The 22133-nt window shown below is 73.1% G+C and carries 20 protein-coding genes and 1 pseudogene; 11 read left to right on the top strand and 10 right to left on the bottom strand.

The features are described 5' to 3' along the window. Positions 1-127 precede the first annotated feature (127 nt). The gene (locus SSBG_RS14160; protein WP_008746801.1) at positions 128-1054 is read right to left on the bottom strand and encodes a D-alanyl-D-alanine carboxypeptidase family protein; all 927 of its coding nucleotides are present in this window, start codon (positions 1052-1054) and stop codon (positions 128-130) included. Between the two features lie 222 nt (positions 1055-1276). Between SSBG_RS14160 and SSBG_RS14155 the strand changes: the two genes are divergently transcribed. Continuing rightward, complete coding sequence (locus tag SSBG_RS14155) at positions 1277-2158, top strand: sulfite exporter TauE/SafE family protein (RefSeq protein ID WP_008746800.1); 882 nt, start codon at positions 1277-1279, stop codon at positions 2156-2158. A 477-nt stretch (positions 2159-2635) separates the two neighbouring features. Then, positions 2636-3124 (top strand): hypothetical protein, encoded by a 489-nt coding sequence (locus tag SSBG_RS14150; RefSeq protein ID WP_008746799.1) that lies wholly within the window; start codon positions 2636-2638, stop codon positions 3122-3124. 196 nt (positions 3125-3320) lie between these two features. Here SSBG_RS14150 and SSBG_RS14145 read toward each other — a convergent pair whose 3' ends face one another. The 3 genes from SSBG_RS14145 to SSBG_RS14135 form a co-directional block, all read right to left on the bottom strand. Then, positions 3321-4277, bottom strand: a complete 957-nt coding sequence (locus SSBG_RS14145) for a pirin family protein (protein WP_008746798.1) — start codon at positions 4275-4277, stop codon at positions 3321-3323. 327 nt (positions 4278-4604) lie between these two features. Then, positions 4605-5045 carry a hypothetical protein gene (locus tag SSBG_RS34690; RefSeq protein WP_234010524.1) on the bottom strand — a complete coding sequence of 147 codons (441 nt, stop codon included), beginning with the start codon at positions 5043-5045 and terminating at the stop codon, positions 4605-4607. A 465-nt stretch (positions 5046-5510) separates the two neighbouring features. Further along, the gene (locus tag SSBG_RS14135; protein ID WP_037869748.1) at positions 5511-6164 is read right to left on the bottom strand and encodes a TetR/AcrR family transcriptional regulator; all 654 of its coding nucleotides are present in this window, start codon (positions 6162-6164) and stop codon (positions 5511-5513) included. Between the two features lie 117 nt (positions 6165-6281). On the opposite strand from SSBG_RS14135, the pseudogene SSBG_RS14130 reads away from it, so the two are divergent. Beyond that, positions 6282-7289 (top strand): annotated as a pseudogene (locus SSBG_RS14130) (hypothetical protein); the annotation flags it as partial. A gap of 66 nt (positions 7290-7355) precedes the next feature. On the opposite strand, the gene SSBG_RS31175 reads toward SSBG_RS14130, so the two are convergent. After that, positions 7356-7856 carry an SseB family protein gene (locus SSBG_RS31175; protein ID WP_078491482.1) on the bottom strand — a complete coding sequence of 167 codons (501 nt, stop codon included), beginning with the start codon at positions 7854-7856 and terminating at the stop codon, positions 7356-7358. Positions 7857-8111: 255 nt separating this feature from the next. Between SSBG_RS31175 and SSBG_RS14125 the strand changes: the two genes are divergently transcribed. The 4 genes from SSBG_RS14125 to SSBG_RS14110 all read left to right on the top strand — a co-directional run bounded on the left by SSBG_RS14125 (position 8112) and on the right by SSBG_RS14110 (position 12793). Beyond that, entirely contained in the window at positions 8112-9938 is a 1827-nt protein-coding gene (locus tag SSBG_RS14125) for an acyl-CoA dehydrogenase (RefSeq protein ID WP_008746795.1), read from the top strand. Between the two features lie 285 nt (positions 9939-10223). Then, complete coding sequence (locus tag SSBG_RS14120; RefSeq protein ID WP_008746794.1) at positions 10224-11531, top strand: M18 family aminopeptidase; 1308 nt, start codon at positions 10224-10226, stop codon at positions 11529-11531. A 109-nt stretch (positions 11532-11640) separates the two neighbouring features. Further along, on the top strand, positions 11641-11895 hold the full coding sequence (locus tag SSBG_RS14115) for a DUF6458 family protein (RefSeq protein ID WP_037869746.1): 255 nt from the start codon (positions 11641-11643) through the stop codon (positions 11893-11895). A gap of 91 nt (positions 11896-11986) precedes the next feature. Further along, a complete protein-coding gene (locus tag SSBG_RS14110) occupies positions 11987-12793 on the top strand; it encodes an alpha/beta fold hydrolase (protein ID WP_008746792.1) in 807 nt (268 codons plus the stop codon). Positions 12794-12926: 133 nt separating this feature from the next. Here SSBG_RS14110 and SSBG_RS14105 read toward each other — a convergent pair whose 3' ends face one another. Further along, on the bottom strand, positions 12927-14759 hold the full coding sequence (locus SSBG_RS14105) for an NHL domain-containing thioredoxin family protein (protein ID WP_008746791.1): 1833 nt from the start codon (positions 14757-14759) through the stop codon (positions 12927-12929). Between the two features lie 212 nt (positions 14760-14971). Here SSBG_RS14105 and SSBG_RS14100 point away from each other — a divergent pair, with 212 nt between their 5' ends. Beyond that, the gene (locus SSBG_RS14100) at positions 14972-15460 is read left to right on the top strand and encodes an LURP-one-related/scramblase family protein (RefSeq protein ID WP_008746789.1); all 489 of its coding nucleotides are present in this window, start codon (positions 14972-14974) and stop codon (positions 15458-15460) included. 6 nt (positions 15461-15466) lie between these two features. On the opposite strand, the gene SSBG_RS14095 is transcribed toward SSBG_RS14100, so the two are convergent. Continuing rightward, complete coding sequence (locus tag SSBG_RS14095; RefSeq protein ID WP_010269363.1) at positions 15467-15853, bottom strand: VOC family protein; 387 nt, start codon at positions 15851-15853, stop codon at positions 15467-15469. Between the two features lie 438 nt (positions 15854-16291). Between SSBG_RS14095 and SSBG_RS14090 the strand changes: the two genes are divergently transcribed. After that, complete coding sequence (locus SSBG_RS14090) at positions 16292-17116, top strand: maleylpyruvate isomerase family mycothiol-dependent enzyme (RefSeq protein WP_008746786.1); 825 nt, start codon at positions 16292-16294, stop codon at positions 17114-17116. Positions 17117-17185: 69 nt separating this feature from the next. Here SSBG_RS14090 and SSBG_RS14085 read toward each other — a convergent pair whose 3' ends face one another. Together SSBG_RS14085 and SSBG_RS14080 are read right to left on the bottom strand one after the other, a co-directional pair. Then, positions 17186-18502 carry an MFS transporter gene (locus SSBG_RS14085; protein ID WP_008746785.1) on the bottom strand — a complete coding sequence of 439 codons (1317 nt, stop codon included), beginning with the start codon at positions 18500-18502 and terminating at the stop codon, positions 17186-17188. Beyond that, positions 18499-19182, bottom strand: coding sequence for a GntR family transcriptional regulator (locus SSBG_RS14080; protein WP_008746784.1), 684 nt, complete (start codon positions 19180-19182; stop codon positions 18499-18501). The genes SSBG_RS14085 and SSBG_RS14080 overlap by 4 nt, the downstream gene beginning before the upstream one ends. Before the next feature lie 143 nt (positions 19183-19325). Between SSBG_RS14080 and SSBG_RS14075 the strand changes: the two genes are divergently transcribed. After that, positions 19326-19526, top strand: coding sequence for a CsbD family protein (locus SSBG_RS14075; RefSeq protein ID WP_037869740.1), 201 nt, complete (start codon positions 19326-19328; stop codon positions 19524-19526). A 39-nt stretch (positions 19527-19565) separates the two neighbouring features. On the opposite strand, the gene SSBG_RS14070 is transcribed toward SSBG_RS14075, so the two are convergent. After that, on the bottom strand, positions 19566-20525 hold the full coding sequence (locus SSBG_RS14070; RefSeq protein WP_324603517.1) for an SDR family NAD(P)-dependent oxidoreductase: 960 nt from the start codon (positions 20523-20525) through the stop codon (positions 19566-19568). A gap of 240 nt (positions 20526-20765) precedes the next feature. Here SSBG_RS14070 and SSBG_RS14065 point away from each other — a divergent pair, with 240 nt between their 5' ends. Beyond that, the gene (locus tag SSBG_RS14065; RefSeq protein WP_050776772.1) at positions 20766-21908 is read left to right on the top strand and encodes an AI-2E family transporter; all 1143 of its coding nucleotides are present in this window, start codon (positions 20766-20768) and stop codon (positions 21906-21908) included. The last annotated feature ends 225 nt before the right edge of the window (positions 21909-22133 follow it).

Genomic DNA, 22133 nt, shown 5'->3' with positions numbered 1-22133 from the left:
CCCCTCTCCGATGTTTCACGTGAAACATCGACGAGCCCACCGGGACCCGATGTTCCACGTGAAACATCAACGAGCGGCCAGGAGGGGATGTTTCACGTGAAACATCCGCGACCGGCGCGTCCCGTCGTCAGTCCTTCTGGGCGCCGCGGGGCAGGTCCCTGAGCTGCATCGCCTGGGCGCTGTGGGACTTGAACGCGTAGTCCATGATCTTCGCGGCGTCCTCGAAACGGTTGCTGTCGTTGAGGATCACGCCCGCGACGGTCCTTCCGTGCCGCGTCGCGGCGAAGACGAGGCAGGGGCCCGAGCCGCTCGCGGTGCCGGTCTTGATGCCGATCGCGCCGTCGTAGGAGCCGAGCAGCTTGTTCGTGTTGTACCAGGTGTACGTCCGCGTGTTGCCGTTGCTCGCGGTCGCCGTCTGCTTCGTGCTCTTCGCCTTGACGACCGTGCGGAAGGTCGAGTTCTTCAGCGCGTGCTGGGCGAGGAGCGAGGCGTCGCGCGGCGTCGTGTAGTTCTTGCTCTTCGTCGGGATGCCGTCGAAGGAGTCGTACGACGTGTTCGCCATCTTCAGCGACTTGGCCTTGGCGTTCATCTTCGCGATGAAGTCGGCGGTACGGGCCGTCGCGGTCTTGCCGGTGCCGAAGGTGTCGGCGAGGGCGTAGGCGGCGTCGCAGCCGGAGGGCAGGAGCGCCGCGTAGAGGAGCTGGCGGACCGTGACCTTGTCGCCCGTGCGCAGGTCGGCGGTGCTCGCGCCCTTCTTGACGACGTAATCGCGGTACGCCTGCTGGATGGTGACCTTCTTGTCGAGATTGAGGCCCTTGGTGTCGAGGACGACGGCGGCCGTCATGACCTTCGTCGTGCTCGCCATCTCCCGCTTGGTGTCGGCGGCCTTGCTGTAGAGCGCCTTGCCCGAAGAGGTGTCGAGGAGGTAGGCGCCACTGGCGCTCACCGAGGGCGCCGAGGCGGCCTGCGCGGTGCCGACGAGCGGCGCGACGAGGACGGCGCCTGCGGTGAGGGCGACGGTGGCGGTACGGCGCGGACTGAGACCGAGGTTCACACAATGCTCCGTGAGGGACGAGGACGAGGTATTCGAGGGTGGCGCACAGCACACGCCTACCCCCTTGAGACAACGAGCCGACGTACGGAGTTGCACGTGCGGAGTGGGGAGTTGTGCGGTTTTTTCGGGACGGGTGGGGCCGGATGTCCGGTCCGCCCCGCTCCCGTACGCGCCTCCGCCCCCGCGCGGGGCCCCGGGCCACCGCCCTCTACTGTCGTGGGCATGATGTGGTGGGAGGGGCTGCTGATCGGGATCGCCGGGGTCTGGGCCGGGGCGATCAACACGGTGGTGGGCTCCGGGACGCTCGTGACGTTCCCGGTCCTCGTCGCGCTCGGCTATCCGCCGGTGACGGCGACGACGTCGAACGCCGTCGGCCTCATCACGGGCACGATCACCGGGGCGTACGGCTACCGCCGCGAACTCGCGGGCCAGGGACGCCGCGTGGCCCGGCTCGCCGTCGCCTCCTTCTTCGGCGCGATCGGCGGCACGGTGTTGCTGCTCTCGCTCCCGAAGGACGCCTTCGAGGTCATCGTCCCCGTCCTCGTCGGACTGTCGGTCCTCCTCGTGGCCCTCCAGCCGCTCGCCACACGGCGGTTGCGCGAACGCAAGGCGGCGAAGGCGGCGGAGGCGGGCGGGGCGCGGACGGGTCCCGAGCCACACCCGGCCGCCACCGCCCCGGCCGCTCCCGGCGCGTCCACCGGAGTCACTCCGGCCGCTCCTGCCACGAGTACCCCGGCCGGGCCGGATGCCGCCCCCTTCACCCCGCTCCTCTACGTCCTGATCTTCCTCATCGGCGTCTACGGCGGCTACTTCACCGCGGCCCAGGGCATCATGCTCGTCGGCGTGATGGGGCTGCTCCTCGCCGACCCGCTCCAGCGGATCAACGCCTTCAAGAACGTGCTCTCCGCCGTCGTGAACCTCGTCGCCGGGGTCATCTACGCGGTCGTGGCGCCCGTGGACTGGGCCGTCATCGCGATCCTCGCGGTCGGTTCGATCCTCGGCGGCTTCCTCGGCGCCCGCGTCGGCCGCCGCCTCTCACCGACCGTGCTGCGGATCACCGTCATCGTGATCGGTCTCGTCGCGGTCGTACGGCTCGTGGTCTGACGCGGGAGGCCGGACCCGGCCCGCCGGAGGCCGGACGGGGCTGACGGAGGAGGGCGGGGCGGGGGTTCCGTCGCTGCCGTCGCTGTCCTGCCTGCCGTTCCTGCCGGAAGGCGGCAGTCCTCTCGCGCCGACGCTGCGGGTCCGGCCCCTGCCGTCGTCGTGCCCCCGTGGTCGAATGGCCGCACGAGGGGGTGGCGCGGATGGGTGCGGGGGGCCGTGCCGGTGGTGTCCTGAAAGCGTTGCTGATCCTGGTGCTGAGCGCCGGGCTCCTGGCCGTCGCCGTGTTCGCGGCGCTGGCCGTGCCCGGGAAAGCTGCGCGCGTAGCGGGACTTCCGGGCCGCCGGTCCCTGCCCCGTCGCCCCCACGCGCCCCGCGGAGTGCCGCTGGGAGGAGACGCTGACGGTCCGGGGGACGCGCGAGGAGGACCGGGGGCGCTCGACCGCGTGGGTCGCCGACCTCGCCACGGCCACGGGGGAGGTGTGGCGCGGCGTCGAGTTCCGGGACGGCCTGCCGCGGACGCTCGCGCGCGGGGACCGGCTCACCGGGGTGCTCTGGCGCGGCAGGCTCGTCCGCGCCGATGCCGACGGGGTGCCGCACGAGAGCGTGCACGGGGTGGCGGACCAGGGGACGGCTTGGCAGTCCGGCGCGCTCATGGCGGGACCTGCGGGGCTCCTCGGCATCGTGGCCTCGGTGTGGTGGCTCGCCGCGCGCGGTGAGCGCCGGCACGGCAGGGCGGCGGCGATCGTGGGCTGGCACGGGGTCGCGCTGAGCGTCCTCGCCTTCCCTTGCGGGCTGATCCAGGAGAACTACGACTGGCCGCTGTGGGGGATCTGGGCCCTGTGGGGCCCGCTCGCCCTCCTCGGGCTGTGCACGATGACGGCCTTCGCGCGCGACGCGCCGCGGCGCCCGCGCGCACATCGGCCCGCCGATCCGGGCCACGCCGCCCGGCCACCCGGCCCCGCCTGAGCGGCCGGACCCGGACTCGTGGGGTCCGCGACCGCGTCCGGGTACGGGGAAGGCCGGGCGCCCACGGGGGAGAGAGACACCCGGCCTTCCGTACCGGAGGGGTGCGGCGCCCGGCTCGCGGGATTCGCCGGCCTTTCGGCCGTACCGCCCGCGCACCGGCGCTTGTGCACCCGTTTGTCCACCTTAACGCGTCGGCTCACATGCCGTGCACGGCGGGGACGCTCCCGAGCCTCCCGGCCTGGAAGTCGTCGAAAGCCTGCTGGAGCTCGCGGCGGGTGTTCATGACGAACGGCCCGTACTGGACCATCGGTTCGCGGATCGGAGCGCCGCCGAGCAGCAGCACCTCCAGGTCGGGGGTGTGGCTGTCCTGCGACTCCTCGGCCCGTACGGTCACGGAGCCGCCCGCGCCGAAGACGGCGGTCTGCCCGGTGTGCACGGGACGCCGCTCGGTGCCCACGGTGCCGCGTCCGGCGAGCACGTACGCGAGGCCGTTGAAGTCCTCGCGCCACGGCAGCGTGGCCTCGGCGCCCGGCCGCACGGTCGCGTGCACGAGGCTGATCGGCGTGTGCGTGACGCCGGGGCCCTCGTGCCCGTCCAGCGCACCGGCGATGACGCGGAGCAGCGCGCCGCCGTCCGGGGTGGTGAGGAGCTTGACCTGGCCGCCCCGGATGTCCTGGTAGGCGGGGTCCTTCATCTTGTCCGCGGCGGGCAGGTTCACCCACAGCTGGATGCCGTGGAAGACACCGCCGCTCATGACGAGCTGCTCCGGGGGCGCCTCGATGTGCAGCAGGCCGGACCCGGCCGTCATCCACTGGGTGTCCCCGTTGGTGATCGTGCCGCCGCCACCGTTGGAGTCCTGGTGGATGAAGGTCCCGTCGATGATGTACGTGACGGTCTCGAAGCCCCGGTGCGGGTGCCACGGCGTGCCCTTCGCCTCGCCGACGCCGTACTCCACCTCGCCCATCTGATCCATCATGATGAACGGGTCGAGATGCTTGTAGTCGATCCCGGCGAAGGCCCGGCGCACCGGGAAGCCCTCCCCCTCGAAGCCGCTCGGCGCGGTCGAGACCGCGAGCACGGGCCGCGCCTGCGCCCCGTCAGCCACGGCCACCCTCGGCAGGGTCAGCGGATTCTCCACGGTCACGGCGGGCATGGCGCGCTCCTTCTCGTCCTCGTCTGCACGGCTCGACTGGTCCGAGCCGTTGAAACTCGAACTTTCTGAACCCGAGATTAGTTGAATCTCGAACTTCTCGCCAGGGGGAACCCCGCAGAGCGACGTGACATTCCCCGCACGCCGGGGCGCGACCGGAGCGGACGTTCCCCGGCCACCCCCGGCCATCCCTGGCCGTCGCCGGAGCGCGCGGGGCGCGGGCGGACATGCGCGCGGCCGACACGACGACGGCGTCGGCCATCCGCGACGTCCTCTCGATCCCACGTCCCGCCAGGTGAGGCGCACCGGCTGCCGAAGCCGCCGCGACCGTCAGGCGGTCTCGCCCGTCCGCGCGGGCACGTACGCGCCGGGAGGGTCGTCGTAGAGCCCGCACGACGCGGCCCACGCCCGGCGCGGGCAGCGCGGCGCGACCCGTACCCGCCACACCGGCATGGCGGCCCCGAACGTCCCGCACGCGTGCCCGCCGTCCCCGCTCAGCTCACGGACGATCCCCTGATGCTCGTGCGTCAGGTGCGGGGCGAGCGCGCAGGGGATACGGGAGCGGGGCGGAACCCCTGGCGTGCGCGTCAGCTCGGCGGCCAACTCCGCCATGATCTGCGTGACGTGCGCGGTCGCCTCGCGACGCGGCACATCGGTGTGGGGCTGCTTCCTGGAGTCGCCCGCGTTCTCCACGGGGGCGGCGGTCGGTTCGCACCAGGAGCCGCCCGGGTCCTGGAAGCGGCGCGCGGATGGGTGCCCATGGATCAGCAACGCCCTTCATTCCCGCACCTGTTCGGGCCGCCCGGCCCACGCCCTCATTGCCGTCGGAGCGTCGGCCCCGGACCGCGCGCAGGGTGGACGAGGCCGGGCGCCGCCCACCGGGTACGGGGCCCCGGGCCGAGCCGCGACGCCTCCCCGCGCAACCACGCGGCGGCGTCCTCCGGCGTCCCTGCCCACGTCCGCCCGAGCGGCACGGCGCGGTGGGCGTCACCGCCGAGCGATACGACGATCATGCACCGTCCCCGTGCGGGGGCAGCCCGCCGTCCCCCTCCGCGACAGCGAGCGTGCGGACGACGGCCCGGTCATCGAGTCCGCCCGCCCCGCCTTCGCCGGTTGGCGTGCGTTCGCGCGGGGCGGGGCGCCCAGGTTCTGCGCGGGCGAACGTCCCGACGTGTCCTGAACCGAGGGCGAACATCGTTGCCGTTGGCACGGTCCGACCGGCCGTCGGCTCGTCGGTCAGGGCTCGCCTGCCCGTTCGGCGGCGTCGAAGGCGGGCGCGAGCGGGGCCAGTGCCGCGCGGAGCCGGTCGGGCAGGGAGCCGGAGGGCACCACGAGCCCGCCGCCGGCGCTGTCGGCGGCCTCGGCGTGCTCGGGCGGTGCGAGCCAGCCCTCCAGCGCGATGCGCACCGCCGCCGCCACGCTCGCCGAGAGAACGCGGGCCGTGTGCGCGCCGGTGTCGCCCAGGCGTTCGGCGAGCACCGCCGTGAGCGGGGGCTCGATGCCGGCGGTCGTGTCGAGGAACGCTTCCCGCAGCGCGGGACGCGTGGTGAGCAGCAGCAGCGCCCGCTCGGCGCGTTCGCCGGTGCGCGTGTACTGCTCGGCCACCGCTTCGGTGACGGCGTCGGCCAGGCGCGCTCCGGCGGGCCGGGCCGTGACCGCCGCCGCGATCCGCGCCTCCCGGTCGGCGGTGACGGCCGAGACGATCGCCTGCTCGCGGCTGGCGAAGTAGTTGTTGTAGGTGCGCGCGGAGACCCCGGCCGCCTCGGCGATGTCCTCGACCCGCACCTGCTCGGGCCCCCGCTCCACGGCCAGGCGCAGGGCCGCCTCGCGCAGCGCCTCGCGGGTGGCCTGCTTCTTCCGTTCCCGCAGTCCTGGTGGTGGTGTCGTCACGTTCCTCAGCCTCTCACGACACACTGCGTGCACGCAAATTTGCGTGCACGCATTTTTTCTGTCAGTCTCGACCTGGCCGGAACGGACGGAGGGGGCGCCGCCATGCGGGCACGAGGAATGACCTACGACACCGGGCTTGTCGTACACGGGCGCACGTCCCGCCCGCACTTCGACCCCGCGACGGTGCGGCGCGAACTCGCCGTCATCCGCGACGACCTGCACTGCGACGCGGTCCAGATCATCGGCGGTGACCCGGAGCGGCTGGAGCTGGCCGCCGCTGCCGCCGCCGAACTCGGCCTGGAGGTCTGGTTCTCGCCCTATCCGCTGGAGCTGGAGGCCGAGCAGATCCTCACGCTGTTCCGCGACTGCGCCGGGCGGGCGGAACGGCTCCGGCGGCAGGGGACGGCGGTCGTGTTCGTCGCGGGGGTCGAGCTGAGCGTGATGAACCGGGGCTTCCTGCCCGGGGAGAGCGCCGAGGAGCGGGTCGGGCGATTGATGGGCCCACCCGGGCGGCGGGCCGAGGTGATGCGCGAACTCGGCGTGCGGGTCAACGCGTTCCTGCACGAGGCCGCCGCCGAGGTCCGCGAGCGCTTCCGGGGCGGGCTCACCTACGCGGCCATCCAGTTCGAGCAGGTCGACTGGACCCCCTTCGACATCGTGACGTACGAGCTGATCCGTTCCGCCGAGGTCGCCGACCGCTTCCGGGAGGCGGTGCGCGTCCTGGCGCAGGGCCCGAAGCCGCTCGCCATCACCGGCTTCGGCACCGCGGCCTACCGGGGGGCGGGAGACCGCGGCGGACGCGTGCTGGAGGTGGTCGAGCACGATCCGCACACCCGGGAGCCCATATGGCTGAACGGCGTGTACGAGCGGGACGAGGCGGGCCAGGCCGCGTATCTGAGCGAACTCCTGGAGATCTTCGACAGCGAGTGCGTGGACAGCGCGTTCGTGTTCCTGTTCGCCCTGGCCGGCTACCCGCACCGCCCGGACGGCGACCCGCGGGACGACCTGGACCGGGCCGGCCTGGGGATCGTCAAGCTCCTCGAAGGGCACCGGGGGCGGACGTACCCGGGCATGGAGTGGGAGCCCAAGGCCGCCTTCGACGCCGTGGCGCGGCGTTATCGGAGGCGACCGGCCGGCGGAGTGCGCGCCTCCCCGGTGGCGGTCGGCGCCGGAAGGCGGGCAGCGGAAAGGTCAGCCGTACATTCTGCGCATCGCGTAGTCCACCATCTCCTCGACGGCCTTCGCGTCGAAGACGATGCGGTGTTCGCCCTCCATGTCCAGGACGAAGCCGTAGCCCGTGGGGAGGAGGTCCAGGACCTCCGCGCCCGTGATCACGAAGTACTTGGAGTCCTTGCCCGCGTAGCGGCGCAGTTCCTTCAGGGACGTGAACATCGGGATGACCGGCTGCTGGGTGTTGTGCAGGGCCAGGAAGCCGGGGGTGTCGCCCCGGGGGCAGTAGACCTTCGAGGCGGCGAAGATCTGCTGGAAGTCGTCGGAGGTGAACTGGCCCGTCGTGAACGCGCGGACCGCCTCCGCGAGCGAGGGCGGGGACGGCTCGGGGTAGAGCGGGGGCTGCTGCTGGCCGTACGCGTCCTGCTGCTGGCCGTAGGAGCCGGGCTGGGGCTGCTGCGGGGCCTGCGGGGGCGGGGCGTACTGCTGCTGGGCGCCCGCGTTCGGGTCGTAGCCGTACATGGGGGAAAGAGTACCGAGGCGGTACGGGGGCCGGGAGGGCCGTGAGGGGGCCGGGCCGGGACCGCCGACGTGACGACTTCCTCATCGGCTTGGGCCGTCAGGGCTTGCGCCTTATTACTCGTGGGTAGCATCATCGTAGCTACCGGCCGGTACTGGTACGTGTGCGCGTGGGCATCCTGTACTGATATCGGCTTGTATGTCTGATACGTCCGGGTGGAGGGCAGCCTCCCCGTACCGCGCAAGGGAGCCGTCGCCGTGGGGCACTACAAGTCGAATCTCCGAGACATCGAGTTCAACCTCTTCGAGGTCCTGGGCCGCGACAAGGTCTACGGTTCCGGTCCCTTCGCCGAGATGGACGCCGACACCGCCAGGTCGATCCTCGCCGAGCTGGCCCGGCTCTCCGAGAACGAGCTGGCCGAGTCCTTCACGGACGCGGACCGCAACCCGCCCGTCTTCGACCCGGAGACGAACACCGCGCCCGTCCCCGAGACCTTCAAGAAGTCCTACCAGTCCTTCATGGACTCCGAGTACTGGCGCCTCGGCCTCCCCGAGGAGATCGGCGGCACCACCGCGCCGCGCTCCCTCATCTGGGCGTACGCGGAACTGATCCTCGGCGCCAACCCGGCCGTCTGGATGTACTCCTCCGGGCCCGCCTTCGCCGGCATCCTCTTCGACGAGGGCAACGAGGCGCAGAAGAAGGTCGCAGGGATCGCCGTCGAGCGGCAGTGGGGCTCGACCATGGTCCTCACCGAGCCGGACGCCGGTTCGGACGTCGGCGCCGGCCGCACCAAGGCCGTCGAGCAGGCGGACGGGAGCTGGCACATCGAGGGCGTGAAGCGGTTCATCACGTCCGGCGAGCACGACATGTCGGAGAACATCCTTCACTACGTCCTCGCGCGCCCCGAGGGCGGCAAGCCCGGCACCAAGGGCCTCTCGCTCTTCCTCGTGCCGAAGTTCGAGTTCGACTGGGAGACCGGCGAGCTGGGCGAGCGCAACGGCGTCTACGCGACGAACGTCGAGCACAAGATGGGCCTCAAGGCGTCCAACACGTGCGAGATGACCTTCGGCGACCGCCACCCGGCCAAGGGCTGGCTCATCGGTGACAAGCACGACGGCATCCGCCAGATGTTCCGCATCATCGAGTTCGCCCGCATGATGGTCGGCACGAAGGCCATCGCGACCCTCTCCACCGGCTACCTCAACGCCCTGGAGTACGCCAAGGAGCGCGTCCAGGGTCCCGACCTGGCGAACTTCACCGACAAGACCGCGCCCAAGGTCACCATCACGCACCACCCCGACGTGCGCCGCTCGCTCATGACGCAGAAGGCGTACGCGGAGGGGATGCGCGCGCTCGTCATGCACACCGCCGCCGTCCAGGACTCGATCGCGGTCAAGGAGGCCGCGGGCGAGGACGCCGCCGAGCTGCACGCCCTCAACGACCTGCTGCTCCCGATCGTCAAGGGCTACGGCTCGGAGAAGTCCTACGAGCAGCTCGCGCAGTCGCTCCAGACCTTCGGCGGCTCCGGCTACCTCCAGGAGTACCCGGTCGAGCAGTACATCCGGGACGCCAAGATCGACACCCTCTACGAGGGCACGACGGCGATCCAGGGCCAGGACTTCTTCTTCCGCAAGATCGTCCGCAACCAGGGCGCCGCGCTCAACTCCGTCGCCGAGGACATCAAGAAGTTCCTCGCGGTCGGCCCCGGCGGCGAGACGCTGGCCGCCGCGCGCGGCGAGCTGGCGGAGGCCGCCGGCGAGCTGGAGGCGCTGGTCGGCGCGATGCTCACGCAGCTCGCGGCCACCCAGGAGAACGCCCGCGAGATCTACAAGGTCGGCCTCAACACCACGCGCCTGCTCCTCGCGGCCGGTGACGTCGTCGTCGGCTACCTGCTGCTGCGCGGCGCGGCCGTCGCCGAGGAGAAGCTGGCCTCGGCCTCCTCGAAGGACAAGCACTTCTACGCGGGCAAGATCGCGGCGGCCAAGTTCTTCGCCGCGAACATCCTGCCGCGCGTCGCGGTCGAGCGGGCGCTCGCCGAGTCGACGGACCTGGAGCTGATGGACCTGGCGGAGGAGGCGTTCTGAGCCCCGCGCTCGTGCGGCGCTGAGCCTTCGGCCCACGGCCCGTCCCGCCTCGGCGGGGCGGGCCGTGGCGATGCCTGGGGGGCGAGCCGCAGTGCTCGTGCGCGGGCCGACCGGCCACCCCCGCCGAGAGGCGGAGCGTCCGCCCCCGCCCCCGCCCCGAGGCCGAGGGCCGCCCCCGCGCCGGGCCTGAGGGGCCGCCCCCGCGCCGGACCTGAGGGGCCGCCCCCGGGCGGCGGGAGCCGGGCGTCCCGCCTCCTCCCCGTACCGCCTCGTTAGGCTCTCCCCATGACGACCAGCACCTCCGCCCCCGCCTCCGCGCCCTTCGGCCGCGCGCACACCGACGACCTCCTGACCTTCCTCGCGGCGTCCCCCACGCCGTACCACGCCGTCGCCGAGGCGGCGCGGCGCCTGGACGAGGCCGGGTTCCGGCAGGTCGCGGAGGAGGCGGCGTGGGAGGGCACCCCGGGCGGCGCGTACGTGCTGCGCGGTGGCGCGCTCGTCGCCTGGTACGTCCCCGAGGGCGCCGAGGCGCACACGCCGTTCCGGATCGTCGGCGCGCACACCGACTCCCCGGGCCTGCGCGTCAAGCCGCAGCCGGACTTCTCCGCGCACGGCTTCCGGCAGGTCGCCGTCGAGCTGTACGGGGGCCCGCTGCTCAACTCCTGGCTCGACCGGGACCTCGGCCTCGCGGGCCGGCTCAGCCTGCGCGACGGCTCCACGAAGCTCCTCACCGCGGACCGCCCCCTGCTGCGTGTCCCGCAGCTCGCCGTCCACCTCGACCGGGGCGCCAACGACGGCCTCACGCTCGACCGGCAGCGCCACCTCCAGCCCGTCTGGGGCCTCGGCGAGGGCCACGAGGGCGAGCTGATCGCCTTCGCCGAGCGCGAGGCCGGCCTCGAAGAAGGCAGCGTCACCGGCTGGGACCTGCTCGCGTATCCCGTCGAGGCGCCCGCCTACCTCGGGCGCGAGAACGAGTTCGTGGCGGGCCCGCGCATGGACAACCTGCTCTCCGTGCACTCCGGTGTCGCCGCGCTCATCGCCGCCTCGCGCTCCGGCGAGCTGTCCTCCATCCCCGTCCTCGCCGCCTTCGACCACGAGGAGACCGGCTCGCAGTCCGACACGGGCGCGGACGGGCCGCTCCTCGGCAACGTCCTCAAGCGCTCCGTCGTCTCGCGCGGCGGCTCCTACGAGGACCGCGCCCGCGCGCTCGCCTCCTCCGTCAGCCTCTCCTCGGACACCGGCCACGCCGTGCACCCGAACTACGCGGAGAAGCACGACCCGACCCACCACCCGCGCATCAACGGCGGCCCGATCCTCAAGGTCAACGTCAACAACCGCTACGCCACCGACGGCGCGGGGCGCTCCGTCTTCGTCGCCGCCGCCGAGCGCGCCGGGACCCCGTACCAGAGCTTCGTCTCGAACAACTCGATGCCGTGCGGCACGACGATCGGTCCCATCACGGCCGCGCGGCACGGGATCAAGACGGTGGACATCGGCGTCGCGATCCTCTCCATGCACAGCGTCCGTGAGCTGTGCGGGGACAAGGACCCGTACCACCTGGCGAACACGCTGGTCGCGTTCCTGGAGGGCTGAGGCCCCGGCGGTCCGGTTCCGGCACGGCGGCGCTCCGGGGGCGCGCGGTTGTGTGCGGGGCGCCCGCGGGGGTACCCGTGCGGAACGGACGGCAACAAGGAGGCTCGTCATGGGACTTGGTGGGTGCATCATCCTGCTCGCGATCGGCGCGATTCTGGCGTTCGCGACCGACTGGCACGTCAGCGGGCTCGACCTGAGTCTGGTGGGGGTGATCCTGATGGTCGTCGGCATCATCGGTGTCGTGACCTTCACGAGCATCGCGCGCAAGCGGCGCATGATCACCACGACCGGCGGCGCCCCGATCGTCACCTCGCAGCCGATGACCGAGGAGGAGCGCATCCGCCGCGAGCACGGCGGCTACTGACGGGCCCCCGCCCGAAGCTTCCGCCGCTCCCCGACCGGCCGTCACCCATAACGGGTGGCGGCCGGTGGCGTGTTGGCGCACGATCCCTCGCATGGCCCCGCTCTACCCGGCTCTGCCGCTCGCTTTCACCGACACCGGCAACGCGCACACCGGTGCCCCCACCGTCGTCCTGCTCCACTCCGGCGTCTGCGACCGCCGCATGTGGTCCTCCCTGCTCGCCGCCCTGCCGCCCACCTACCGGGGCCTCGCCCCCGACCCGCGCGGCTTCGGCGGCAGCACGCTCGACCAGGACATCCCGCACGACGACGCCCGCGACGTCCTCGCGCTTCTCGACGGGATCGGCGTGGAGCGCTTCGCCCTCGTCGGCTCCTCGTACGGGGGCAGGGTCGCGCTCCGGCTCGCGGGACTCGTGCCCGAGCGGGTTCCGGCCCTCGTCCTGCTCTGCCCGGCGGCCCCGGGACTGGAGGAGACCGAGGCGCTGGCGGCGCTGGACGCGCGCGAGGAGAAGCTGGTGGCCGCGGGCGACCTCGACGGGGCCTGCGCGCTGATGACGGACACCTGGCTCGGCCCGGACGCGGACGCGTCGGTGCGGGCCGAGGTCGCGCGGATGCAGCGCCGCGCCTACCAGCTCCAGCTCGCCGGGCCGCAGGGCGCGGGCCGTACGGAGGAGGGCGGCCCTGTCCCGCTCTCCGCTGTCACCGCCGCGACCCTCGTCGTCACGGCCGCCCACGACCTCCCGGAGTTCCGCGCGCTGGCCGCCGGTCTCCCGGACCGGCTCACCGGGGCGCGCGAGACCGAGTACGTGGACCTCTCCTCCTCGGGACACCTGCCGAACATGGAGCGGCCGGAGGAGACGACGCTCCTGGTGCGGGACTTCCTGGGGCGGAGCGTGCGGTAGCCACAGGGGCGGCGGCCGGGCCCGCCCGGACCGGCGGGGGCGGCCGGGTGCCGGGCCGCGGTCTCGCGGGCGCGCCCAGCCCCCCGCGGCCTCGCACGCGCTTCCGCCCCCTCCCGGCCTCCCGCCCCCGCCCTCAGTCGTCCAGTCCCGCCAGGACCAGCGCCAGCCGGGTCTCGCCGTGCTCCGCGACGAGTTTCACGGGGACGCCCCAGTCCTGCTGGTGCACGTGGCAGGCCGGGTACTCGTTGTCGTCCGCGTCGTCGCACGAGGCCGCCATCGCCGAGACGTGCAGGACGCCCTCCGGCACGGACGGGTTCAGCTCCAGGACGCGGTCCAGGTCCGTGCCGGTCCCCTCGCCGGACACCAGCAGCTCCGGCGGCGTGGACGAGACCAGGAGGCGCGTCGAGGGGCCGTAGCGGGTGTCGAGCTTCTGGCCGGTCGGGGCCTGGAAGATGACGTCCAGGGCGAGCTTCCCGGCCGCCACCTCGGTCGCCGCGCGCCGCGTGCGGTGGGCGACGGCCTCGACCCGTACCGCCTCCTCGGGCAGCCGCAGCCGGGTCAGGCGGTGGCGCGCGGACTCCACGACGACGATCTCCTCGCCGTCCACGACGGCCGCGCTCGGCTCCCGCAGGTCGGTCGCGAGGGTCGTCACCTCCCCGCTCGCCGGGTCGTAGCGGCGCAGCGCGTGGTTGTACGTGTCCGCGACGGCCACCGAGCCGTCCGGGAGCGCCGTGACGCCCAGCGGGTGCTGGAGGAGCGCCTGGGCTGCGGCCCCGTCGCGGTGCCCGAAGTCGAAGAGGCCGGTGCCGACCGCCGTGCGGACCGTGCCCGCGCGGTCGATCCAGCGCACCGCGCTCGTCTCCGCGTCCGCGATCCACAGCCGCTCGCCGTCGGCGCTCACCGCGAGCCCCGAGGGCTGCGCGAACCACGCCTCGGCCGCCGGGCCGTCGACCAGGCCCTCGTTCGTCGTGCCCGCCGCCGCGCGGACCGTCCCGGTCTCCGGCGCGTACGCCCACAGCTGGTGCGTGCCTGCCATCGCGATCCACACCTCGCCCGCGAACCAGGCCACGTCCCACGGGGAGGAGAGCGAGACCTCGCGCGCCGCGCCCGCGACCGGCTCGCCCTGCCACCACTGCCGCCCCGTCCCCGCGAGCGTCGTGACCTCGCCGCTCGCGAGGTCCACGCGGCGCAGCGCGTGGTTCACCGTGTCCGCGACGACGACCGCGCGGTCCGGGAGCAGCGCGAGGCCCTGCGGCTCGTTGAACCGCGCCGTCGCCGCGTCCCCGTCGAGCAGCCCGCGCTCCCCGCCGCCGATCCGCCGCCGGACCGTCTCGCCGTCCGCCTCCAGCTCGACCAGCGCGTGCCGCGTCGTATCGCTGACCAGGAACGTCCCGCCCGGCAGCCGCAGCGCCTTCCCCGGGAAACGGAGGTCGCCCGCGACGGGCTCGGGCGGTACGTACGGGCCCTCGCCGCGCCGCAGCGTGCCCTTCGCGGCGTGCTCCGCCTCCAGCTCGTCCACGAGCGTCGCGAGGGCGTGCGCGTGGCCCTCGCCCGCGTGCTGGGCGACGACGTAGCCCTCGGGGTCGATCACGACGAGGGTCGGCCAGGCCCGTACCGCGTACTGCTTCCAGGTGGCCAGCTCGGGATCGTCCAGGACCGGGTGCCCGACCCCGTACCGCTCGACCGCGTCCACGACGGCCGCGTGCTCCGCCTCGTGCACGAACTTCGGCGAGTGCACGCCGATGATCACGACCGTGTCCCGGTGCTTCTCCTCCAGCTCGCGCAGCTCGTCCAGGACGTGGAGGCAGTTGATGCAGCAGAAGGTCCAGAAGTCGAGGATCACGATGCGCCCGCGCAGATCGGCGAGCGAGTACGAGGTACCGCCGGTGTTGAGCCAGCCGCCCTTGCCGACCAGTTCGGGGGCGCGGACACGGGCACGGCGGGGGGCGGGAGCTGCGTCGTTCATGCTCTCCAGGGTGCCACCTCACCTGCGGCGATCCCCCGTCCGGATGTTTCACGTGGAACAACTCTCGGCGGGGGCGCGCCGGGGCCGCAGGTCGGTTGCCGGGCGGGAATGTTCCACGTGAAACATCGCACACGGCGCCGGGCCGGATGTTCCGCGGGGAACACGGCCCGTCGTGCCCGCTTTCCGGCGGGAAAACGGGTAGCCGTAGCCCCATGAGATATCTCGTGCGTGAGCGGCTGTTCTCCATCGGTGACGACTACTGGATCGAGGACGACTCGGGCCGCAAGGTCTTCCTGGTCGATGGGAAGGCGATGCGGGTCCGGCAGACCTTCGAGCTGAAGGACGAGCAGGGGCGGGTGCTCGTCGACATCCATCAGAAGCTGTTGAGCCTCATGGGCGAGATGGTCATCGAGCGCGAGGGCACGCACCTCGCCAAGGTGAAGCGCAAGCGGCTCTCGCTCCTCCGCAACCACTTCCGGGTGGACATGGCGGACGGGACCGAGCTGGACGTGAGCGGCAAGATCCTGGACCGCGAGTTCGCGATCGAGTACGACGGCGAACTGCTCGCGCAGATCTCGCGCCGCTGGTTCACGGTCCGTGACACGTACGGGGTGCAGGTCGTCCGGGAGGACGTGGACCCCGCGCTGCTCATCGCCGTGACCGTGTGCGTGATCGCGCTCGCCGAGGGCAACGACGGCTGAGGACGGTCACGGGCGCCAGCGAAGGGGGTGCCTCTCCGGCACCTCGATGACCGCGATCCGGACCCCGTCCGGATCGCGGACCCACATCTCGATGAGTCCCCACGGCTCCTCGCGGGGCTCGCGCGCGATCTCCACCCCGGCGCGGCGCAACTCCTCGTGCGCCGCCGCCGCGTCGGGCACCTGGAGCCAGATGCCGAGCGCGGACGACGGGGGTTCGGCGGAGCGGCCCGAGACCTCCAGGAAGCCGTTGCCCAGGAAGTAGACGACGCCGCGCTCCTCGCCCGTGCCGAACTCCCTGTGCACGGCGAGGCCGAGCTTGCGGCCGTAGAAATCGCGGGAGCGGTCGGGGTCCGTGGGGCGCAGCAGAATCCTGCTGCTCAGTACCTGCACCATGCCCACCGAGGGTAGGGGACCGGGGCGTTGCCGGGTCGCGCGTACAGGCCCCGCGTGACGGTGCGTCCGGGGGCACGCGTGCCGGGCATATGCGTGCTCGTGAGGTGTCCCTGCGGGCGCCCGTACCGGGCATACGCGGCGCGGGGCCGTCGTGCGGCGGCGAACCGTACCACCGCCGGGTGGGGCGGGACGTCAACTCCGGCCTACCATCGTCACTCGAAAGCACTGCCAGGGCGACACCCGGCGGCGTACTGTGCTCCCCGGGGGACTCTCCCCCGGCCCCCGAGCACCCGCGCACCGAGCACCCGCGCACCGACGAGCACCCGCGCACCGAACGGCGCCGCACCGCCGCCGCCCTGACCGCCCGCCAGCCGTCCCTGACGACCTGATGTCCCGCCGCGGCCACCGCCGCGCCGTACCGACCGCACGAGGGGTCCCGTGAGCCTCCATCCCAGCCTTCAGACCTATGCCGACGCCTGGTCCCACTCCGTGGAAGCGATATCCGCGCTGGTGCAGCCACTCGCGGACGCGGACTGGAACCGGGCGACACCGTGCCCCGGCTGGTCGGTGCGGGACCTGATCTCGCACGTCATCGGCATGGACTGCGAGATCCTCGGCGACCCGCGCCCGATCCACACGCTCCCGCGCGACCTCTACCACGTCCGCACCGAGCACCAGCGGTACATGGAGATGCAGGTGGACGTGCGCCGCCACCACACGGCGCCCGAGATGCTCGGTGAGCTGGAGTACACGATCATCCGGCGCAACCGCCAGCTCCGCAACGAGAACCGGGGCCCGGAGGCGACGCTGCGCGGGCCGCTCGGCACCGAGCAGACCCTCGAAGTCGCCATGCGGCGGCGTGCCTTCGACGTGTGGGTGCACGAGCAGGACCTGCGTCTCGCGCTCGGGCAGCCCGGGAACCTCGACTCGCCCGGCGCCTACGTCGCGCGCGACGAACTGCTCATGGGGCTGCCGAAGGTCGTCGCGAAGCGGGCGGGCGCTCCGGCCAACAGCGCGGTCGTCTTCGACGTGAGCGGGCCCGTCGAGTTCCTGCGGACGGTGCGGGTCGACGCGGAGGGGCGGGGCAGCGTGGACGGGGCGCCCTCGCTCGGGCCCGTCGCCACGCTGAGCCTGGAGTGGGAGACGTACTTCCGGCTGGCGTGCGGGCGGATCTCCGCGGAGCGCGCGGCGGCCGACGTCAAGTCCGAGGGGGACGAGGAACTGGTCGCGGCCATCCTGGCCCACTTCGCCGTCACCCCCTGAGCGGGGCGGGCCCCTTCGCGGGGCTCCGCCGCCCCGGAACGGGCGGACGCGCGCGGTGGGCCGGGAGGGCTACGCCGGTACGTGCACCGTTTCCACTCTGCTCGCCACCAGCCGTTCCCGCTCCCTGCGGATCGCCCGGCCCCGCAGCCGCAGGAACTGGCTGAGGCCCAGCGCCTCCACCGCGAAGATCGCGCAGAAGGCGACGCGGTAGTCGTCACCGGTCGCGTCGAGCAGGACGCCGATCGCCAGCAGCAGGATCATGCAGGCGGTGAAACCACCGATGTTGACGATTCCCGAGGCGGTGCCCTGGCGCTCGGGCGGGTTGGCCGGGCGGGCGAAGTCGAAGCCGATCATCGAGGCCGGGCCGCAGGCGCCGAGCACCGCGGTCAGCACGACGAGGAGCCACATCGGGGCGTGCGGGCCCCAGCCAAGGACCAGCGCCCACACGAGCGCCGTCGCGGCGACCGTGCCGAGGACCAGCGGGACCCGGGCGCCGTGGTGACGGGCGATGAGCTGCCCGTAGACGAGACCCACGACGATGTTCGACACGATGACGAGGGTGAGCAGGTTGCCCGCCGTGCCGCGCGAGAGCCCCTGCTGCTCGACCAGGAACGGCATCCCCCACAGGAGCAGGAAGACCATCGCGGGGAACTGTGTCGTGAAGTGCGTCCACATCCCGAGCCGGCTGCCCGGCTCGCGCCACGTCGCGGCGATCTGCGCGCGCACGTAGGCGGCGCCCCGGTGCGTGCTGGGCAGCGGTGGCGGCGCGTGGCCCTCGGGGTGGTCCTTGAGGAAGAGCAGCGTCACGACGAGGACGAGGACGCCGAGCCCCGCGCTGCCCGCGAAGGCCGCCGTCCAGCCGACGCCGTGCAGGAGCCGGGCGATCACGAGCGTCGAGACGAGGTTGCCCGCCATGCCGACGAGGCCGGCGAGCTGCCCGACGAAGGGGCCGCGCCGGGCCGGGAACCAGCGGGTGCCCAGGCGCAGCACGCTGATGAACGTCATCGCGTCGCCGCAGCCGAGGAGCGCGCGCGAGAGCAGGCCCGCCGTGTAGTTCGGCGAGAAGGCGAAGCCGAGCTGGCCGAGCGTGAAGAGGACGGCGCCGAGGCACAGCACCTTCTTCGGTCCCATCCGATCGACCATGAGGCCGACGGGTATCTGCATCCCCGCGTAGACGAGGAGCTGGAGTAGGGAGAACGTCGAGAGCGCCGAGGCGCCGACGTGGAAGCGGTCGGCCGCGTCCAGCCCGGCGACGCCGAGGGACGTCCGGAAGATGATCGCGACGAAGTAGACGGAGACGCCGACGCTCCACATCGTCACCGCGCCCCGGCCGCCGGGCGGATCGCCGGGCAGCGTGGCGCGCGCGGGCACCGACTGCGCGGTCATCGCACCTCCCCGCGGGCGAGCGTGTGGAACCAGCCGACGTGCCGGTCGACCACGGCCACGGCCGCCTCGGCCTCGCCCGCGCGCAGCGCGGCGAGGATCTCGCGGTGCTCGTGCAGGGTCTTCTGGATGCGGTCCGGGTGCGAGTACATGACCGCGACGCCCATGCGGAGCTGACGGTCGCGGAGCTGGTCGTACAGGCGCGAGAGGATCTCGTTGCCGCCGCTGCGCACGATCTCGGCGTGGAAGCAGCGGTCGCTCGCCGCCGCGCCCTCGTAGTCCCCCGCCCCGGCGAGCCGCTGGTGCTCGGCGATCAGCTCTTCGAGCCGGGTGAGGAGCGCGGGCGAGGCGGGCACGGCCTTGCGCGCCGCGTGCCGCTCGACGAGGAGCCGGGTCTCCACGACGTCCTCGATCTCCTGCGCCGACACGGGCAGGACGAGGACGCCCTTCTTCGGGTAGAGCTTGAGCAGCCCCTCCACCTCCAGGCGCAGCATCGCCTCGCGGACGGGGGTGCGCGAGACACCGACCTCCTCGGCGACCTCGCCCTCGGTGAGGAGGGTGCCGCCCGCGTAGCTGCGGTCGAGGATGCGGTGCTTGACGTGCGTGTAGACGCGGTCGGCGGCGGGCGGCTGCTTGGGCGGCCTGGGCTCGGCGGAGGGGCTGACCGTGGGGACGGAGGACATGCGCACAGCATAGATACAAGATGCGTACGTCCTCGAAGGTGTCCGCGAAATGGACAGCGGGCGGGAGGTGTGAGGCGCGAGGGGCGGGGCACTCGGTCGGTGTCAGCGATACGGCTCGCAGCCCGAAGCGAAGGAGCACGATCATGGCCGCCAAGCACGGCAAGCACGCACACCGTACGGACCATAAGGCGACCGCCCGCGCGGAGCGCGTGAAGGGCGCCGCGAAGGAGACGGCGGGCGAGCTCGTCGGCAACGAGCGGCTCCAGGCCGAGGGCGGCGTCGAACGCTCCCGGGGCGACATGCGGCAGGCGAAGGAGAAGACGAAGGACGCCTTCCGCCACTGACACCGGCTGCCCCGGGCGCTCCCCGCCCGCGGCACCCCCCTACCTGGACCGGGGCGATTCCCTGACCCGAGCGGCCCCGCGTCCACCCCGGGGACCGGGTGCCACCGGAGCCACGCCCCCCTCGGGCTCCGGTGCGCACCCGCCTCCACGACGAGATCCCCGCCCCTTCCGGGGGCGGGGATCTCGGTGCGTGTGGGGGCGAGGAGAAGGCCGTGCGGGTACGGGCCGCCGAGTCCCCGGCCCCCGGCGCCGGACTTCCCTCAGCCCCTTCGCCCCCCAGCCCCCGTCCACGGCGATCTCCGCCCCCGTCACGTAGGTCGCGTCCGGACCGCAGAGGAAGGCGACCGTCGCCGCGATCTCGTGCGGGGCGGCGTAGCGGTCGAGGGCGGTGAGGGCGCCGACCGCAGGGGCCTGGGCCGAGGAGGCCGGGTTGGCGTCGGTGTCGGTGGGGCCCGGGTGGACGAGGGTCGCGGTGATGCCGCGCGGGCCCAGCTCGCGGGCGAGCCCCTTCGTCAGCCCGACGAGGGCCGTCTTGCTCATCGCGTAGAGGGCGAAGCCGGGGAAGGGGAGGCGGACGGCCGTGTTGCTGCCGATCGTGATGATCCGGCCGCCCTCCGGGAGGTGCGGGGCCGCCGCACGGGCCGCCTCGAAGGGGGCGCGGACGTTGACCGCGAGGGTCTGCTCGATCTCCGCGTCCCCGAGGTCCGCGAGCGCCCCCACGTGGAAGGCGCCCGCGTTGTTGACCAGGACGTCGAGGCCGCCGAAGGCTCGTACCGTCTCGGCCACCGCGCCCCGCACCGCCGCCGGGTCCGCGCTGTCGGCCCGCAGCGCGAGCGCGGGACCGTCGAGATCCTTCACGAACGCGGCGGCGCGCGCCTCGTCCCGTACGTACGTGAACGCCACGCGCGCGCCCTCGGCGGACAGGCGCCGCACAACCGCCTCCCCGATGCCCCGCGAGCCGCCGGTCACCAGGGCTGTCTTTCCCTCAAGTCCGTTCATGAGAGCAATGGTTGAGGAAGCACGCCGACCGCGCTGGCGGGAATCCGCCCTCGCGTTCGGAGCGCCGCGCCGGGCCCGCTCGGACCGCTCCGGCCGACGTCCCGCACCTCTACCGGGCGACGGCCGCCGACGCGGAAGCGATCCCCCTCGTCCGTTACCCGGCCTGACCGCCCCCCCTTCCGGGCCCCCGCCCGGCATGGCACCACCTGCCGCGCCCCCGGTCCGTGGTCCGCTGGCCCCATGCCCGTATCCGTACCGTCGTCGTCCGCCAAGTCCACCGCGGCGCTGCTCCCCGAGCCGATGCGCAGGCTCGGGGCCTGGTGCGTGCTCGCGCTGCTCGTCACCGGGGTCGCCGCGGTCGGGGTCTGGCTGTGCGTCGAGCTCAAGACGGCGGTCACGCCGATCCTGCTCGCCGTGCTCGGGACCGCGCTGCTGCGTCCCCTCTACTCGCTGCTCGTGCGGCGCGCGCACGTGCAGCGCTCGCTCGCGGCCGGGCTCACGTGCGCCGCCGTCGTCGCCGCGGTCGGCGGGGCCGGGTACATCGTGACGAGCGCGATCGTGGACAACGGGCAGCAGATCCTCGACTCGATCCGCAGTGCCTTCGACGACGCGGCCTCCTGGGTCGGCGCCGGGCACACCTCGCTGGACGACATCACGCACAACGCCCGGCAGCTGCTGAACAAGTTCGGCGGCACGGCGGCGACCGGCGTCATCAACGGGCTCAGCGTCGTCGGGAGTTTCGTCGCCACGGCCGTGCTCGCGCTGCTCCTGATGTTCTTCTTCCTGCGCGACGCGGGGCGCGCGCTGCACGCCCTACGCGAGCTCTCGCCCGGCGGCAGCTCCGACCTCGTGGAGGCGATGGCGCGCCGCGCGTACCAGGCGGTCGCGGGCTTCATGCACGGCACGACGATCATCGCGCTGATCGACGCCACGTTCATCACGATCGGGCTGCTCGTGCTGCGGGTACCGGGCGCGCTCGGCCTGGGCGCCCTCGTCTTCCTCGGCGCGTACATCCCCTACCTCGGCGCCTTCCTGTCCGGCGCCGTCGCGATCCTCGTGGCGCTCGCGGACCGGGGGTTCGTCATCGCGCTGTGGGTGCTCGGGGTCGTGCTCGCCGTGCAGGTCCTGGAGGGGCACCTGCTCCAGCCGGTCGTGCAGAGCCGCACCGTGCAGATGCACCCGGCCGTCGTCATGGTCACGATCACGGCGGGCGCCTCGCTCGCGGGCATCCTCGGGATGCTCCTCGCCGTCCCGCTCACGGCCGCCGCGTTCGGGATCTTCCGGGAGCTGCGGGAGCGGTACGGGGACGGCGGGGCCGGCGCGGAGACCGGCGGGGCGAGCGCCGCCGGGGCGGGCACGGGAGCGCCCGGCGACACCAAGTAACCCGTTCACCGTTAAATCACACAAAACGGTCCGTCACGCTCTACGGTGTGGCCAGGGGGTCCGGGACCGCACGGGGGTCCCGGACCCCCTGGCCACACCGTAGAGCGTGACGGACCGTTTTGTGTGATTTAACGGTGAACGGGTTACTTGGTGTCGCCGGGCGCTCCCGTGCCCGCCCCGGCGGCGCTCGCCCCGCCGGTCTCCGCGCCGGCCCCGCCGTCCCCG

It is taken from the genome of Streptomyces sp. SPB074 (assembly GCF_000154905.1).
Lineage (GTDB): Bacteria > Actinomycetota > Actinomycetes > Streptomycetales > Streptomycetaceae > Streptomyces.
This window is presented reverse-complemented; position numbering and strand designations above follow the sequence as displayed.